Here is a 14,998-nt window from a genome sequence, read left to right as displayed (position 1 = left end):
GACCTTACTCAAAATCCCAGACCCCGAAGCCACTACGCGGTCCCCCGGCACCGCAGCTCCACCGCAGACCGAAAGCAATACTGCCAACTGCACTGACAACCGACCCTGCAGGAAACCCTAGATGCCCCTACCCGCAAAGGCGTTCCAACTCTGGCTTCATCAGGTTGCCCCGTCAGCGAGCACTGCCGATATCTGCAGGATCTCCGGGATCAAGCGCACCACGCTTGCCCAACAACTGGTGCGCGGGAAAGTGGCCGAAACCACACTGGTCAGCATCAGCMGGGCCCTGAATCTGAACCCGCTGGCGGCGCTGGCCACCTTCGAGCACTATGCGGAGCTGGCCACATCGCCGCAACCGCCGACCCCCGCCGAGCTCGTCAKCCAGGTGGCGACGATGGACCTGTTGCGCGCCGTCATTTCCCGGTCGTCCCCGGCCTACGGAGGCTACGGTGACAGCGGCAGTTCACTGACGCCCGGGCTGGGCCCGGCCCCGCACGCCACCTCCGTCCGAAATTGGGTGGACGCGATCGACGACGGCGAGTTGCGTCACCGTGTTTCGGCCGCCACGGGAGTCGCCCCGCAGAACTATTCGGCCCAACTCACCGCCAACAGACTGTCTCCCGAACTGGCGGTCGCGACTTCCCGCGCGGCGGGCGTAGGCTTCACAGGCGGCCTTGTCGCCACCGGTTTGATCACCGAGGAGGAAGCCGGCTGGCCGCCCGGGGCGAAGCAGTCGGCGTTGGATGCACTCTCCGACGGAGAACTTGCATCATTGGCCGGCGAGCGGCTTCAAGCGCTCGGAAAATCGCTGCGACGCCAGGAACAGGAACAAGCACAAACAGAGAAGATTTGGGAGAACCTCGGATGATCGGGATCCTGCAGTGGACCACGCTCGCGGTGTGCGGCGTCGTCACGCTCGCCCGCATTCCAAGCGCCCTCCGGGGCCAGAACCGGTCCCTGTTCTCAATTTTTGCCCTCATGACCCTCGCGATCCTGCTCAGCATCGATGMCCCGTATCTGGCGGTGGACCGGGCCCTGGGCGGCATGAACATCGCCAACCTGGTGCTCCGCTTTGTCATCTTCGCCGCCATCTTCTTCCTTGGACTCCGGGTGGCGCGGGGGTTCAGCGCCAACGACGCCTTGCGGATCATCACGGGCCCGGTCGGAATCTCCGTGGCCGCCGCGGCATCGCTCGTCGTCATCGCGGTCTTCCTCATGATGGATACCACGGGCTCCTCCGCCGGGCTGGTCGCGGTGGCTGCCAAGGACCACCACAACGCCGCCTTGGTGGAGTACTACGGAGCCGCCGGGCGTCTCTATCCGGCGTTCATCACCGCAGCCCTGTTCCCCGCCATGGTGCGGACCTTCCGCAGCAGGCTCCCCGTCCTGGTGAGGTCCAGCGCGGCGTTGCTGGCGCTCGGTACCGTGGCGATTTCCCTGAGCCTGCTGTCCCCGGTTATTCCGCCGTCCCTCGGATTCTTGCGGTTTGTCTTCAACTACACCGCCATCCTGTGCCTGGTCCTGGGGCTGTGCCTGGTCTGGATTGCGAAAACTCTTGCGGCGCGGGCGCCGAAGAAGCAAGCTAACTTCACCTGAATGTCCAGGKGCTGAACAGGCGAACGAAGTGGACGAACCCGGGATGATGGCGACCCTCCAGTGGGGCACCCTGGTCATATGCACCGTGGTGCTCCTCCTCCGCGTGCCGGATGCGATCCAGGGCCGGAACAGGACAGTGTTCGGAATCTTGCTGATTGCGACGCTGTGCAGCCTGCTCTCAGTTGCCGAGCCCTACGAGGCGATCGACGGAGTTCTGGGCGGCTGGAACCTCACCCACCTMCTCCTGCGCTTCCTCGTGTTCGCGGCGGTGCTGCTGGTCGGCTTGCGGGTGGCCAGGGGGCTCGCGGACCCACGGGGCTACCGCCTCATCGCCGGCCCGGCCGGACGCTGGGCCCTGGCTGCGAGCGCCGTCGCCGTGGCGGCCACCTTCTTCCTCATGGATACCCGCGGGTCCTCGGCCGGCCTGCTGGACATAACGGACCACGGTGGACGTAACGCCGTCCTGGCCCCGTTCTACGCCGCGGCCGGACGCACCTATCCGGGCTTTGTCTCCCTCGCCCTCCTGCGGGCGCTGCTGGCCACCACCCGCAGCCAACTGCCGCGGCTTGTGTGTGCCGCGGCCTTCCTGACCTGCGTCGGGGCGCTCGCCACCGCCGTCAGCGTCCCTGCCTCCTTCGCCCCGGAAACCTGGACCCTCGCGCAGCAAACAGTCAACTATTTGGCCGTTGTGGGCTATGTCCTGGGGCTGGGCCTGTTCTGGTTCTCCGGGGTCGCTGCGCAGGGGCCCGGTAACGCTCGCGCAACATTCCGCAAGAACAAAGGGTAGGGCATTCACAAAATCATTAGACCGTGAAAGAATCATGAATGTGTGAAAGCGACATTCGCTTTGTGTACGGAACTTAGCCGTGCAAAGCAGAGGCAGTCGTCCAAGCGCCATTGGGGGGATGAGTGGTAGCGGTCCACATGGACCGCTCCCACTCAGCCTGTTTAACGGTGCTTTGGCCGGAACCGCGGGGGTTTCCGTTGCCCCGCAGGCAGCCGCCAAAGCGACTCTCTGCCTCGACTTCGGCGCCCAAACCTCAGCGCATGAACCTCAGCGTGACCAGCTGGAACGGGCGCAGCGTGAGCTCGGCCGAATCAAGGGCAGCCGTCACGCCCGGCGCATCGACGGGCCGCTCCAGCAGGTCCACGGCGCGCACACCGGTGACCGGGAAGTTCGCCGTCACGAGGCCCGTGGACCGCTCCCCCAGCGATTCGTAGAGCCTAACGATCACGTCGCCGGAGCCGTCCTCGGCGAGCTTGACGGCCTCGATGACGAGCGCTTCGTTGGACACGGTGAAGAGCGGTTGAACGCCGTGGGCTCCCCTGGCAAGCCGCGGTGCCAGATTGGTGCGGTAGCCCTCTTCGACGGCGTCGGCGATGCTGGCACCCGGCCGGATCGTGATCTGGAGCTCGTGCCTGCCCTGGTCCGCGCCGGGATCCGGAAACTTCGGCGCCCGCAGGAGCGAGACCCGCACTGTGGTGGTGGTCCCGCCGTCGTCCTCCCGGACGTTGCGGGTGACGTCGTGGCCATAGCTGGACGCGTTGGAAATGGCCACCCCGTAGCCGGGCTCGGCGACGTGGATCCAGCGGTGGGCGCAGATCTCGAATTTCGCCGCCTCCCACGACGTATTGAGGTGCGTGGGGCGGAACACGTGCCCGAACTGCGTCTCCRCCGCAGAGCGGTCCGCCCGGACGTCCAGGGCGAAGCCGAGCTTGAGCAGTTTTTCGCTTTCCTGCCAGTCCACGACGGTGGAGATCGCGAGGGAGTCGGCGCCGGCCGCGAGCGCAATCCGCTGGGTCACGGGCGAGGAGCCAGCCATCCGCCCCACCGCGACGACGGCGTTCAGGCCTTCCGGACCGGGACCGCGCTCCAGTGTGACCGATCGCGCCTCCACCAGCCGGACAACGTTCCTGCGGTAGAAGGCGTCGATGTCMCACGCATCCCATTCATTCGGTGTATCCCGGTGCAGCTCCAAGAGGTTGCCGGACTCCCCGGGAGCAATCGCCTCACGCCCCGTGGCATAGTCCATGAGCGAGGCGAGCAGTCCGTTGGCGTCCACCACGGCCCGGATGATGCCGTTGTCTAGGATGTAGCCGCCGTTCGCTTCCGTGACAGCCACAGGTTGACCGGACGGGACCGGCTCGGCAGCGGCCAGGGCCGGCACGCCCTGGCGCTCGTGCGGGGCGGCATTGAGGAGGAATTCCCGGTTGCCGGTGCCAAGTGCCGCACCCGCGGCCTCGGCGATGATGGCTTCAAGACCGCGTTCGACGGCGGCGTAGTTGCGTTCGGCGTCCTGGTGGACCCACGCGATGGAACTGCCGGGCAGGATGTCGTGAAACTGTTGCAGCAGGACCAGCCGCCATAGCCGCTTGAGCTCCGCGGCCGGGTAGCTGTGCCCGGCACGCACTGCCGCGGTGGCACTCCAGAGTTCGGCCTCCCGGAGCAGGTGCTCGCTGCGCCTGTTGCCCCGTTTGGTCTTGGCCTGGCTGGTGTAGGTGCCGCGGTGCAGTTCCAAGTACATCTCGCCCACCCAGACGGGCAGGGGTTCATACTCGGCCTGGGCATGCGTGAAGAAGCTGGCTGCCGAACCGATCCGCACCTTCGGGGATCCTTCCAGGTCCGCCGTGCGCTGCGCCGCGGCCAGCATTTCGCGCGTGGGTCCCCCGCCGCCGTCGCCGTAGCCGAACGGAACCAATGAGGTGGTTCCGCGTCCGTGATCCCGGTAGTTGCGCTCCGCGTGTGCCAGGTCCCTGGCGCTGAGGTCGGAGTTGTAGCTGTCCACCGGGGGGAAATGCGTAAACATCCGGGTGCCGTCGATGCCCTCCCAGTTGAACGTGTGGTGCGGCATCCTGTTGACCTGGTTCCACGAGATCTTTTGGGTCAGGAACCAGCGGCTGCCTGCGGCCTTGATGATCTGCGGCAGCGCCGCGGAGTACCCGAACGTGTCCGGGAGCCAGGCTTCCTGGCAGTCCACGCCGAACTCGGCCAGGAAGAAGCTCTTGCCCTCGAGGAACTGCCGTGCCATGGCCTCCCCGCCGGGCATATTGGAGTCAGATTCGACCCACATCCCGCCCACGGGAACGAACTGACCGGCCCGGACCTTGTCCACGATGCGGCCGAAAAGCTCCGGATAGTACTCCTTCATCCACGCGAGCTGCTGGGCCGAGGAGCAGGAGAAGATGAAACCGGGGTCCTCGTCCATCAGCGCCACGACATTGGAGAACGTCCGGGCGCACTTGCGGACGGTCTCCCGCACGGGCCACAGCCAGGCCGAGTCGATATGGGCGTGCCCCGTGGCCACGAGCTGATGTGCCGAGGCGTAGGCCGGCCGGGACAGGACGCCGGCGAGCGCGGCCCGGCCGGCCTCTGCGGTACCGGCCACGTCCTCAGGGTCCATGATGTCCAGCATGCGTTCGAGTGCCCGCAGGATCTCGTGGCGGCGGGGCAGCTCGGTGGGGAGCTCGTGCATGAGCCCGCTGAGCGTGAGGATGTCCTGCTGCAGCTCCCAGACCGTCTGGTTGAGCTCGGCGATGGCGATCCTGCCGAGTCGGTATTTCGGCTCGCTGCCGGACGTCGCCTTGTCGCCGTAGGGCGTGGCGGCGAAAGTCCAGTCCTGGGACAGGTCCGGGTTGGCCGCGGCTTCGACGTAGAAGTCAACGGCCATGCCGCCGCCCAGGAGCTTGAGCGGGACGTACTGGTTCCGTGGGGAGATCGCCTTGATGATGGTCCCKTCGGACCGCCAGGCAATGCCTTCGCACTGGAAGCCCGGGAGGTCGCCGCTGAACCCCAGGTMCACGAGGATTTCCACCGACCTGCCGTCCGCCGTTCCCCAGGATTCCGGCACCTCGCCCTGCAGCCGGAGCCACTTGGTGCTCCACGGCCGGCCCCAGGCCGCGCCGTGTTCCTGCGGCGTGAACTCGTGCCGCAGGGCCTCCAGCGCCGGCACGGGCTCGTCCGGTGCGTCCCAGCTGCTCAGCGTCAGGGGCAGGGTGCGCGGGTAGACCGCGGGGGCGATGCGGTCACGCAGAAAGCGGTCCAGCCGGACTTCCGTAAGACGGCGGTCGTCGTGCAATGTGATCCTCTTCAGCGCTGGCGGGCCCGATTGACTCCAATCAATGGATAAAACTTACGTCGCGGGGAACCTTTTGGCCAAGTGCCGCCGTCAGCCGGTCACGCTAGCCGGCTGCGGACGCCGGAACCGCCACCCTGTGCTGGCCGGCGTAGATGTTCAGGCTGGTCTGGCGGCTAAACCCGGCCAAGGTCATCCCGCTGGCCTCGGCCAGCTCGACGGCCAGGCTGGAGGGTRCGCTGACGGCCGCGAGAACCGGGATTCCGGCGAGGGATGCCTTCTGGACGAGCTCGAATGAGGCCCTGCCGGAGACCTGCAGCACGGTCCCCCGGAGCGGCAGCAGGCCCTCGCGGAGCGCCCAGCCGACCACCTTGTCTACCGCGTTGTGCCGTCCGACATCTTCCCGGAGGCACAGCAGGTCCGCCGAGCCGTCGTCGGAGATCCTGAAGAGTCCGGCGGCATGCACCCCGCCGGTGACGTCAAAGACGTCCTGGGCGGACCGGAGGGCCTGCGGGAGGGCCGCCAGCGTCTCCACAGGGATGGTCAGCGGGTCCTCGGCCGGGCTGTAGTGGGAGGACTTGCGGACGGCGTCAATCGAGTCGGTCCCGCAGATGCCGCAGGAACTGGACGTGAAGACGTTGCGCCCCGTCTCCGGCCGGACGACGTCGGGCCGGAGCTGGGCCTCCACAACGTTGAAGGTCTGGACACCGTCGGCGTTTTCGCCCGCACAGAACCTGAGCGAGACCAGCTGCTCGGGGGTCCAGATGACCCCCTCCGAGACCAGGAACCCTGCGACGAGGTCGAAGTCGTTGCCCGGCGTCCGCATGGTGACGGAGAAGGACATGCTTCCGATCCGTATTTCCAGCGGTTCCTCGACGGCGAGGACGTCTTCCCGGTGGCGGACGGGGAATTCGAGGGCCTGCGGGGAACCGTCGAGGACAATCTTGTGCACCTTGCGGCGCTGTGTCACGCGGCCCATCCGATACTCCTAAGCAACATGGTGTGTGATTTTTTGGACGTTACGTTGTTTCCATCATTGCAAGCGCCCGACCCTGAAGCCAGCGCGGCAGAGACCGGGGGCGGGGGGTGGGCCGTCGATATTCAGCCCAGGAGGGCGCTCCAGTCCACCGGCCCGTCGCTGGCCGAGGTTTTCCTGGCGGTCCGCTTCGCCGCCGGCTTGGGTGCGCCGGCGGCCGCCGCGGCGTCCGGGAGCGGTGCGCCCCAAGGAAGCGCGAACGCGGGGACCAGTTCCCCCAACTGGACGCCGTGGGGCGGGACCACCAGTACGCCGTCGGCCGCGGCGAGGCCCCGCATCATGCCCGGGCCGGTGTGTTGCGCCGGGGACGCCATGCCGTACAACAGCCGGAAGGGCATGAGGCGAGTGCGGCCGGGATCGGCGTCAATCGTCGAACCGCAGGGGACCTCGCTGAGCGGCGGAATGGAACCGTGGCCCAGGGCCGCGAGGAGCGGGGCTCCGATGGTGGACAGAGCCATCATGGCCGCGAGCGGGTTCCCCGGCAGCCCGAGGATGTACCTGCCGTCGGGCAGCTCGGCGAGCACGGCAGGGTGGCCGGGCCGCATCGCGATCCCGTCGATCAGCAGGCGGCCGCCGAGCTCGTCCACCGAGCGCCGGAGATGGTCAGTTCCGGAACGGCCCGTGCCGCCGGTGGTGATGACGACGTCGGCGGGCAGGCTTTCAGCGGCAGGATCGGCAGCCGGGGCAGCGGACCTGCCGCCGGGCCCGTCGCGGAACGGGATGTCTGACGCGCTGCTTGACTCACCGCCTGACTGGCCGCCGGCGTGGACAGGTTCTCCGTCCTCAAGCGCGGCGAGCCACTCGGCGTAGGTATCGCCGATTTTCACTTCTTCGGTACAGATGCCGCCGAGCATCCCCACCACTGCCGCCAGTTGAGGACCGAACGTATACCGAACTTGCCCGGGTGCCGGCAGTCCGGACGTCACCACCTCGGAGCCGGTGAGGACGAGGCGGACCAGTGCCTTGCCGAGCACGGGCAGCGTGTCGTTCCCGGCCAGCGCGGCGAGGGCCAGGTGAGCCGGGTTCAGGACGGTGCCGCGCTTGATCAGAACATCTCCGGCGGCCGCCTCTTCGCCGGCTTTCCTGATGTGGTCACCGTTGCGCGGATCCCCCGGCTTCGCGYTGCCGCCCAGCTTCAGGACGGGCAGTCCGTCCTCGTCGGTGCCGATGACGCCGCTTTCACTGCGCAGCACCGCCTTGGCCCCGGCGGGGATGAGGCCGCCGGTGGCAATCCKGCTGGCCTGGTGCGGCGCCAGCCGCTGGTTGGGCTCGGCCAKGATCCACGGACCGCTGCCGTTGACGGCCCAGCCGTCCATGGCTGAGGAGGCGTAGTGCGGCATGTCCCGCAGGGCAACCACGTCCACTGCCAGGGTCCGGCCCAGCGCCTGCCGGAGTGGGACGGGGGCGGCGGGGATGGGAGTGGCACAGTCGAAGGCGAGCTGCCGGGCCTCCTGCCATGTGTGGGCCAGATGCCGGTGCTGCAAGTCGGCACCGTCCCGGCCGGCACTCCCCTGGCCGGCGGMGTCGTGACCGGCATTTTCCGGCCCGGCAGAGTCCGGTGCGGGAGCGTCCAGAGCACCGGCTCGGGGGTCGCCGGGGACGGCCTGCACGCCGTCCTCAAAGTTGTCCCCGACGCCGTGATCGACGTTATCCCCGCGGGGGACGCTGGTGGGTCCGCTGCCGTCTGGGGCCGCAGGCGTCATGCCCCGGAAGCTTCGGCGGCTGCATAGTCTGTGGCGAGCCGGCGGGCTACGGCCATGGCAGCCTGCATGGTCGTGGCGTCCGAGGCCTTCCCGGAGCCGGAGGCGAGGCCTGCTGCATAGCCTGCGATGAACGTGGTTAGCGGCGCAGCCGGTCGCACGACCGAGTGGGCGGCTACGCCTGCCAAGGCAAGGACCTCGTTCACGTCAATTTCTACGCCTTCCAACTCCAAGGCCTGGAGCAGGGCACGGCACCAGTCTTGAAGCGTTTCATCCTGGCTTTTCACCGTTTGCCTMCATGGTCGAGTTCAACTGCGGAGTTCCGGCCCGGAACCCGGACCGGGGTCTGAAATCCTGCCGGATACCCCTAGTGCGGAAGCGTCATCCCAAGTGTCAACGTCATCCGTGGAACCGGGGGGGACGCGAACTTCCCGCACGTCCAGCCTAGCAAGAAGGGCGAAGACGGACGCGTTTTCCAGGCTGCCCGCACGCGCGGCGTCCGCGGCACTTCGTTGTAGCGCAGCTGTGCCATAAAGCCCAAGGAGCGGCTGCCTCCGACCGTCGGCCGACACGGCCATGACGCCGTCGCCCGTCTCCCCCGGCTGGTCAGCGGCTGGCGCAGCATCCCCTGCCCCTGCCAGGTTCTCGGTMACCGTTGCAGTCGCTGCCGCCGCCAGCATCTCCGCCAACGTCCCCGCCAGGGCACGGACCGCGATGGCCGACCGCGGCATGTCACAGGCCAGGACAAGGGTGAACGGCGCGGGAGCGCCGGCGTCRGGTCGGCCGGCGTGCTCGGCGGCCAGCGCGTTCAGTCCCGCGGCGATCGCGGCGGCCGGCCCCGCGAACGGCGGGTCTTCCCGGCAGTTCAGGGTCCCGGCGGGCAGATCCCCGGGGTCAGGACCGACGACGACGACGCGGCCGGCCCCGCCCGCGGCGCGCAGCGCCCGCTCAAGCAGGGTGGCGCCGTCGTACGTCAGCCGCGACTTGGGCACACCGCCMAGGCGGGCCGACCTTCCGMCGGCGAGAATGATGGCATCGAACTCCACCGGATCAGCCTAGCGCGGCGCGGGCTGCCCGGATGCTCAGGCACCACGGGCGGGGCCAGAGGCCGGGGTAAGGCAGCAGCCGGGGCAKCGGTTCAGGCGGTAGGTCAGGCTGCCGATTCGGGCAGCAGGAACGGATCCCACGCGGGGGTCGGCTTCTCGAGTTCCTTGATCTGCCAGATGGTGCCCTTCGGGGGACCCGGTACAAATCCGAGTTTCCAGCCCATCTCTGCCGGCGTGTGGTCGCCCTTGGCATTGTTGCAGCGCAGGCAGGCGGCCACGAGGTTCTCCCAAGAATCAGCGCGGCCCCGGGACTTGGGCTGGACGTGATCGATCGTGTGGGCTGCCTTGCCGCAGTACGCGCAGTGGTGGGCATCGCGGCGGAGCACGCCGCGGCGGCTGACCGCCGTCATCGTGTTGTACCGCGGTCGGATGTAGCGGTTCAGGAGGATCACGGACGGGCGGCCGAGAATGTCCTGCGGGCCGACAACGGGGTCGTCCCCTTCAGCCACCACGCTTGCCTTTCCGGTCAGGACAAGGACGAGCGCCCGGCGGAAGGTGATGACCGCCAGCGGTTCATATCCAGCATTCAGAACGAGAGTGCGCATCCGCATACCTCTTCACGGCCGCACCCGCCAGGGGCACAAGGGCCGGCTGCCCTGTGCATGGTCGGGCTATGGATCGACAAGACAAGAGTAAACACTCAACTGCCAGATCACCGAATGTTTTTTCGGCGGCGCGGTCTCCAGTGCGGAAAATTCATGCCCCGGTAACACGAAAGACCCCCGCCTCAAGAGGCGGGGGTCTTTGAAAGTGCGGGGGCTTGTGCCTAGCCGCCGACGCGGATGAAGACCGGGCCGGAACCGACGTTYACGCTGTAGAGAGCGGTGGTGCCGCCGTTCCAGCCGCCGTGGACTGCCATGCCGTTGCCGACGTAGACAGCGATGTGGGCCATGCCCACGCCACCGTTCTGGTAGTAGGCGAGGTCGCCCGGACGAGCTTCGGCGGCGCTCACGGTGCGGCCGAGGGACAGGTAACCTGCCGGCCAGCCGTGGTAGTGGATACCGGCCGCGGCCAGGGCGTTGGTGGCAAGGGCGGTGCAGTCCTGCGCCACGCCGAGCTGTGCGTAGGCAGCGGCAGCGATAGTTGCGCCGGCGCCGCTTCCGATTCCGGCAGGGGCCAGGGCAGCTGCGCCGCCGTTGACGCCGGCCTGGGCGCCGCCGGCCTGGGTGGCTGCGGTCTGGACCTGCACGACGGGCTTGGGAGCCTCGACGACGGGAGCCGGCGACGTGGTCACGGCGGGCTTCTCGTAGGAGATCGCAATGGTGGAAGCAGCCGAAATCGTGGCCGGAGCCGACGACTGGACTTCCAGGGCGGAAGCGGAGGTGGATTCGCGCTGAACATTGGTCTCAGCAGCGTTGGCTGCGATTCCGCTGGTCAGAACCAGACCGGAAGCTGCGGCGATGACCGCGGCCTGACGGCCCATGCCGCCGGCGTTGTCGCCGACTGCCTTGGCAATAACAGCCAGCGAGTTGGTCTTTGTGACCTCGGCGCGGTGCCGTGCAACGGTTGCACGAGTAGTCATTAAGTTCTCTCTTTCGTGATCCTTGGACCGCGCGTTTTTGGGCGCGGACTGAGGACGCTCCGGCATCTTGGGGGTACGCCGGATCGCCCCGAAATGGGTTACTTAGCGAAGGGTGTACTGCGAAGACGCGCCAAAAGCGGAAACTGCATGCTGTCCGGACTCGGTAGCGAATGAGCCAGCGGAACGTGATCCCATCCGGGCGCCGGCAAGGGCGGCACGTGATGTGGATGTGAGCGGGCTCAAAAKAGCCGCGCCAGTGCGCATACGCGCAGCATTGTGGCGTGAAGACACGAAAGTAGCCTCTCCCAATGCCTACGAGGTGAGCTGTCGGATTCGGATGGGAGTCACCCGGCCGCGCTGCTTCACTGGGAAGCGTTGCGACTTAACCCCTAGGCCTTCTTTCGAAGGCCAAAATTGGTTCCCCCGCCCCTGCCAGACGATGTAATGCGAACGGACCTTGAGCGGTGGCAGAGCTAGGCAATCCACTCAAGAGCGCCAACTTCGKAAAAGTTGGCGTGCTTCAAACCCTACAGGACTCCGGACCCAATGTCACATTCAGATCACGGCGTGTCACGGGAATTTGAGAGTTGTCCATCGTCTTTATTACAGCYAGCCGAGGKGGTCAACAACGTCGCCGTTGACCATCACTTCAAAGTGGAGGTGGCAGCCCGTGGAGGCGCCGGTGGTCCCGCTCAGCGCGACGACATCGCCGCGGGAGACCTTCTGGCCGACCTTCACCGAGGACGAGGACAGGTGGTTGTACGTGGTCTCCAGACCGTTGCCATGGTCAATGACCACACGGTTGCCGCCGCCGTAGGGGTGCCATCCGTTGAAGGTCACGGTGCCGCTGGCGGCGGCGTGGACCGGCGTGCCGCACTGGGCGGCGAAATCCTGGCCGCGGTGAAACTCCCCCGGACCGCCCGTGATGGGGCTGACGCGGTAGCCGAACGGCGATGCCGTGACCAGCTGGTCCAGCGGCGGACCCAGCGTGCCGGCTGAAGCCGCGCGGGTAATGCTGCCGACGGACTGGGCKCTCAGCAGCTGCTTGAGCTTCCCGTCCGGGTCGCCTTTGGTGGCGATGGCCGTCCGGCTGAAATCGAGCTTTGCGGCGGCGGCAGCCGTGACGTCCGGCTGCACTGCGGCCGAGACCGCGGATCCGTCGGTGTTCGAGGCCATGACGGGACTCGTGACGGGCACCGTCACCGTGAGGACCAGACCAGTGGCGGCCAGCGCGATTCCGGCCTTCTGCCCCACGCCGCTGGCGGCGGCAAAGTCCGTTACCTGACGGAACGGGCTGCGGCGGCCACGACGCTCGTCGCGGTGCGCGTCACGCGGACGTTCGGCCGTATGCGCGACGACGGGGCGCGGCTCCGGAGCGGGACCGGTCGCGCGGCGACGGCCCCTGGCGGTCTGGGTGGTCAAGAACGGTTCCTCTCTGAGAGCCTGCGAAGTTAGCTGTCGGATTCGGGTCAGAGAGATCAAAGACCCGGTCCGCCGTTGCAAGCACCCGGTCACCGAGGCGTCCTGTGGGGACCGTTCGATGGAAGCTGCTTGCCGCTGACGGACTTCACCCCAAGGCTGCCGAAGAAGCAGCCGATAGTGGTTCCCCCGCCCCTGCCAGGAGGTGGTTCTGCGACTGATCCGCTGGCAGGGTTCGGCTTCGGATCAGGTAACGCTTTGGTATCGGTACAGGGCACTAACTATAGGCGATTAAGCCCCTCGGTGATAAATCCGTGATMGCGTTTGTGCAGAACTCATGGGTCGTCCCATGACGGTGACGTTTTGGCTGGTCAGGCGACTGTTACAAAGACATGCGCGGCAACCTCTGGCGGCAGCTCCAAGGCGCCCTCGATATCCGGGACCCGGACCGAGATGTACTCCCCCACCCGCTCCAGCGAAACGAGCGCACCGGGGCGGATTCCGCCCTCGTCGAGCTGGGCCAGAAGCTCCGGTTCCACCTGGATGGGCTCGGCGAGCCGGTTGACCGTGATCCGCGACTCCGCACCGTAGCCGGCCATGGCCTCCAGCAGGTTCACGACGCCGTCCGCGTGGGCCCCCGAGGGCGCCCCGCCAAGTTCCGCGAGCCCCGGAATCGGGTTCCCGTAGGGCGAAACGGTCGGGTGGTCGAGCATCTCGAAGATCCTGCGCTCGACGCGCTCACTCATGACGTGCTCCCAGCGGCACGCTTCCTCGTGGACGTAGGCCCAATCGAGCCCGATCACGTCGGCGAGCAGGCGTTCGGCGAGGCGGTGCTTGCGCATGACGCCGACGGCGCGTTTCCGTCCGGTTTCGKTCAGTTCAAGGTGCCGGTCGCCGGAAACAATCACCAGGCCGTCACGCTCCATGCGGCCGATGGTCTGGGAAACAGTGGGGCCGGAGTGGCGGAGTCGTTCGGCGATGCGGGCGCGGAGGGCGACGATGTTTTCTTCTTCAAGTTCCAGAATGGTCCGGAGATACATCTCCGTGGTATCGATCAGATCCGTCATTCAGCTCAGCTCCTCGAGCGCAGTCCTTGCGTCATTCCCACCGTACCGCGTGCGGGCTGCGTGTAAGGATGCGCGCTGGCGAGATCCGCCGTACGTTCGCAGAACAGCCTAGCCTATTTTGAATTACTCCGGATAATTCTTGGTCCGGACTGCGGATGCTCCMCCGGCGTCCGCCGGCCGGCCCCTCGGGGCCTTCTCAATGACCGGACTATGACAGAGGCTTTTCCGTATCGCCGGGGGCCGTCAGGCAGAATAAAACAGGCAGAATGACAAGGGGTGTCCGTTGTAGCCGTCCCGGCCAGGCCACCTCCCAGCCACGCTACGAACCAGCCGAAAATTGGAGCCACTGTGAGCGACACCAGCATCACGATCCCCGCCAACMTCCTGCCCAAGGACGGACGGTTCGGCGCCGGCCCGTCCAAGGTCCGACCGGAACAGATGGAGGCCCTCGCCGCGGCGTCGGMAAAGCTGCTGGGGACCTCACACCGCCAGGCACCCGTGAAGAACCTCGTCGGTTCGGTCCGCAATGGCCTCAGCGAGTTCTTCCGCGCCCCCGAGGGCTACGAAGTGATTCTCGGCGTCGGCGGCTCCACCGCGTTCTGGGACATTGCCAGCTTTGGACTCGTCGAGACCAAGGCGCAGCACCTGTCGTTCGGTGAATTCGGCTCGAAGTTTGCTTCGGCTACCAACAAGGCGCCGTTCCTCTCCGAATCCTCCATCATCAAGGCCGAGCCCGGCACCCGCCCCACCGCCCAGGCCGAGGCCGGCGTCGACGTCTACGCGTGGCCGCAGAACGAGACGTCCACCGGCGTGGCCGCCCCCGTCCGGCGCGTGGCCGGCGCCGACGAAGGGTCGCTGGTGCTGGTGGACGCGACGTCGGCCGCAGGAGGACTGGATRTGGACGTGGCGGAGTCCGACGTCTACTACTTTGCGCCGCAGAAGAACTTCGCGTCCGACGGCGGCCTGTGGCTTGGCCTGTTCTCCCCGGCGGCGCTGGAGCGGGCGGCCCGCATCAAGGCCAGCAACCGCTGGATCCCCGACTTCCTGGACCTCCAGACCGCAATCGACAACTCCCGGCTGAACCAGACCTACAACACCCCCGCGCTGGCCACCCTGGTGACCCTGGATGCGCAGGTACAGTGGCTCAACGCCAACGGTGGCTTGGACTTCGCCTCCGCCCGGACCGCGGATTCCGCCGGCCGGATCTACCGCTGGGCCGAGGCGTCCGGCTACGCCACGCCGTTCGTGGCCAAGGCCGAAGACCGCTCCAACGTGATCGCCACGATCGACTTCGACGAATCGATCGACGCCGCGGCCATCGCCAAGGTGCTCCGCGCCAACGGCGTCGTCGACACCGAGCCGTACCGCAAGCTGGGCCGCAACCAGCTGCGCATCGCCACGTTCGTGGCGATCGAACCGGACGATGTCTCGGCGCTGCTTGAGTGCATCGACTTCGTCGTGGCAGCACTCAAGAAGTAG

General features: G+C 67.2%; 13 protein-coding genes and 2 riboswitches. Of the genes, 4 read left to right on the top strand and 9 right to left on the bottom strand.

Features of this window, described 5'->3' with window-relative positions; all coding sequences use genetic code 11:
- Positions 1-121 precede the first annotated feature (121 nt).
- The 3 genes from AC1DBQ_RS00575 to AC1DBQ_RS00565 are packed head-to-tail and all read left to right on the top strand — an operon-like array spanning position 122 to position 2,383.
- Positions 122-868 carry a hypothetical protein gene (locus tag AC1DBQ_RS00575; RefSeq protein ID WP_476926630.1) on the top strand — a complete coding sequence of 249 codons (747 nt, stop codon included), beginning with the start codon at positions 122-124 and terminating at the stop codon, positions 866-868.
- Positions 865-1,596, top strand: coding sequence for a hypothetical protein (locus AC1DBQ_RS00570; RefSeq protein WP_476926629.1), 732 nt, complete (start codon positions 865-867; stop codon positions 1,594-1,596). The genes AC1DBQ_RS00575 and AC1DBQ_RS00570 overlap by 4 nt, the downstream gene beginning before the upstream one ends.
- 28 nt (positions 1,597-1,624) lie before the next feature.
- The gene (locus tag AC1DBQ_RS00565) at positions 1,625-2,383 is read left to right on the top strand and encodes a hypothetical protein (protein ID WP_476926628.1); all 759 of its coding nucleotides are present in this window, start codon (positions 1,625-1,627) and stop codon (positions 2,381-2,383) included.
- A 253-nt stretch (positions 2,384-2,636) separates the two neighbouring features.
- Here the strand turns inward: AC1DBQ_RS00565 and AC1DBQ_RS00560 are convergent, their stop codons facing one another.
- The 9 genes from AC1DBQ_RS00560 to AC1DBQ_RS00520 all read right to left on the bottom strand — a co-directional run bounded on the left by AC1DBQ_RS00560 (position 2,637) and on the right by AC1DBQ_RS00520 (position 13,519).
- A complete protein-coding gene (locus AC1DBQ_RS00560) occupies positions 2,637-5,672 on the bottom strand; it encodes an alpha-mannosidase (protein ID WP_476926627.1) in 3,036 nt (1,011 codons plus the stop codon).
- A 103-nt stretch (positions 5,673-5,775) separates the two neighbouring features.
- Positions 5,776-6,648 (bottom strand): formate dehydrogenase accessory sulfurtransferase FdhD, encoded by an 873-nt coding sequence (gene fdhD / locus AC1DBQ_RS00555; protein WP_476926626.1) that lies wholly within the window; start codon positions 6,646-6,648, stop codon positions 5,776-5,778.
- A 122-nt stretch (positions 6,649-6,770) separates the two neighbouring features.
- Positions 6,771-8,408, bottom strand: coding sequence for a molybdopterin molybdotransferase MoeA (locus AC1DBQ_RS00550; RefSeq protein WP_476926625.1), 1,638 nt, complete (start codon positions 8,406-8,408; stop codon positions 6,771-6,773).
- Entirely contained in the window at positions 8,405-8,692 is a 288-nt protein-coding gene (locus AC1DBQ_RS00545; RefSeq protein WP_476926624.1) for a DUF6457 domain-containing protein, read from the bottom strand. Before AC1DBQ_RS00545 ends, AC1DBQ_RS00550 begins: the two co-directional genes overlap by 4 nt.
- Positions 8,693-8,713: 21 nt before the next feature.
- The gene (mobA, locus tag AC1DBQ_RS00540; protein ID WP_476926623.1) at positions 8,714-9,451 is read right to left on the bottom strand and encodes a molybdenum cofactor guanylyltransferase; all 738 of its coding nucleotides are present in this window, start codon (positions 9,449-9,451) and stop codon (positions 8,714-8,716) included.
- Between the two features lie 104 nt (positions 9,452-9,555).
- Positions 9,556-10,056, bottom strand: a complete 501-nt coding sequence (locus AC1DBQ_RS00535) for an HNH endonuclease (protein WP_476926622.1) — start codon at positions 10,054-10,056, stop codon at positions 9,556-9,558.
- Positions 10,057-10,277: 221 nt separating this feature from the next.
- Positions 10,278-11,033 carry an NlpC/P60 family protein gene (locus AC1DBQ_RS00530; RefSeq protein ID WP_476926621.1) on the bottom strand — a complete coding sequence of 252 codons (756 nt, stop codon included), beginning with the start codon at positions 11,031-11,033 and terminating at the stop codon, positions 10,278-10,280.
- A gap of 295 nt (positions 11,034-11,328) precedes the next feature.
- Positions 11,329-11,499, bottom strand: a riboswitch (cyclic di-AMP (ydaO/yuaA leader).
- 137 nt (positions 11,500-11,636) lie between these two features.
- Positions 11,637-12,455 carry a M23 family metallopeptidase gene (locus AC1DBQ_RS00525; RefSeq protein WP_476926620.1) on the bottom strand — a complete coding sequence of 273 codons (819 nt, stop codon included), beginning with the start codon at positions 12,453-12,455 and terminating at the stop codon, positions 11,637-11,639.
- 4 nt (positions 12,456-12,459) lie between these two features.
- Positions 12,460-12,673: riboswitch (cyclic di-AMP (ydaO/yuaA leader) on the bottom strand.
- A gap of 150 nt (positions 12,674-12,823) precedes the next feature.
- Positions 12,824-13,519 (bottom strand): iron-dependent transcriptional repressor DtxR, encoded by a 696-nt coding sequence (locus tag AC1DBQ_RS00520; protein ID WP_476926619.1) that lies wholly within the window; start codon positions 13,517-13,519, stop codon positions 12,824-12,826.
- Positions 13,520-13,867: 348 nt separating this feature from the next.
- Between AC1DBQ_RS00520 and serC the strand changes: the two genes are divergently transcribed.
- The gene (gene serC, locus AC1DBQ_RS00515; RefSeq protein ID WP_476926618.1) at positions 13,868-14,998 is read left to right on the top strand and encodes a phosphoserine transaminase; all 1,131 of its coding nucleotides are present in this window, start codon (positions 13,868-13,870) and stop codon (positions 14,996-14,998) included.

The organism is Arthrobacter sp. 10T413_2 (genome assembly GCF_056394205.1).
Note: the sequence above shows the minus strand (reverse complement) of the source record. Positions and strands in the feature narration are given on the sequence as shown.

Coding starts and splice junctions, on each gene's coding strand:
- AC1DBQ_RS00535 (WP_476926622.1), bottom strand. CDS start 10,056: ATGCGCACTCTCGTTCTGAATGCTGGATATGAACCGCTGGCGGTCATC.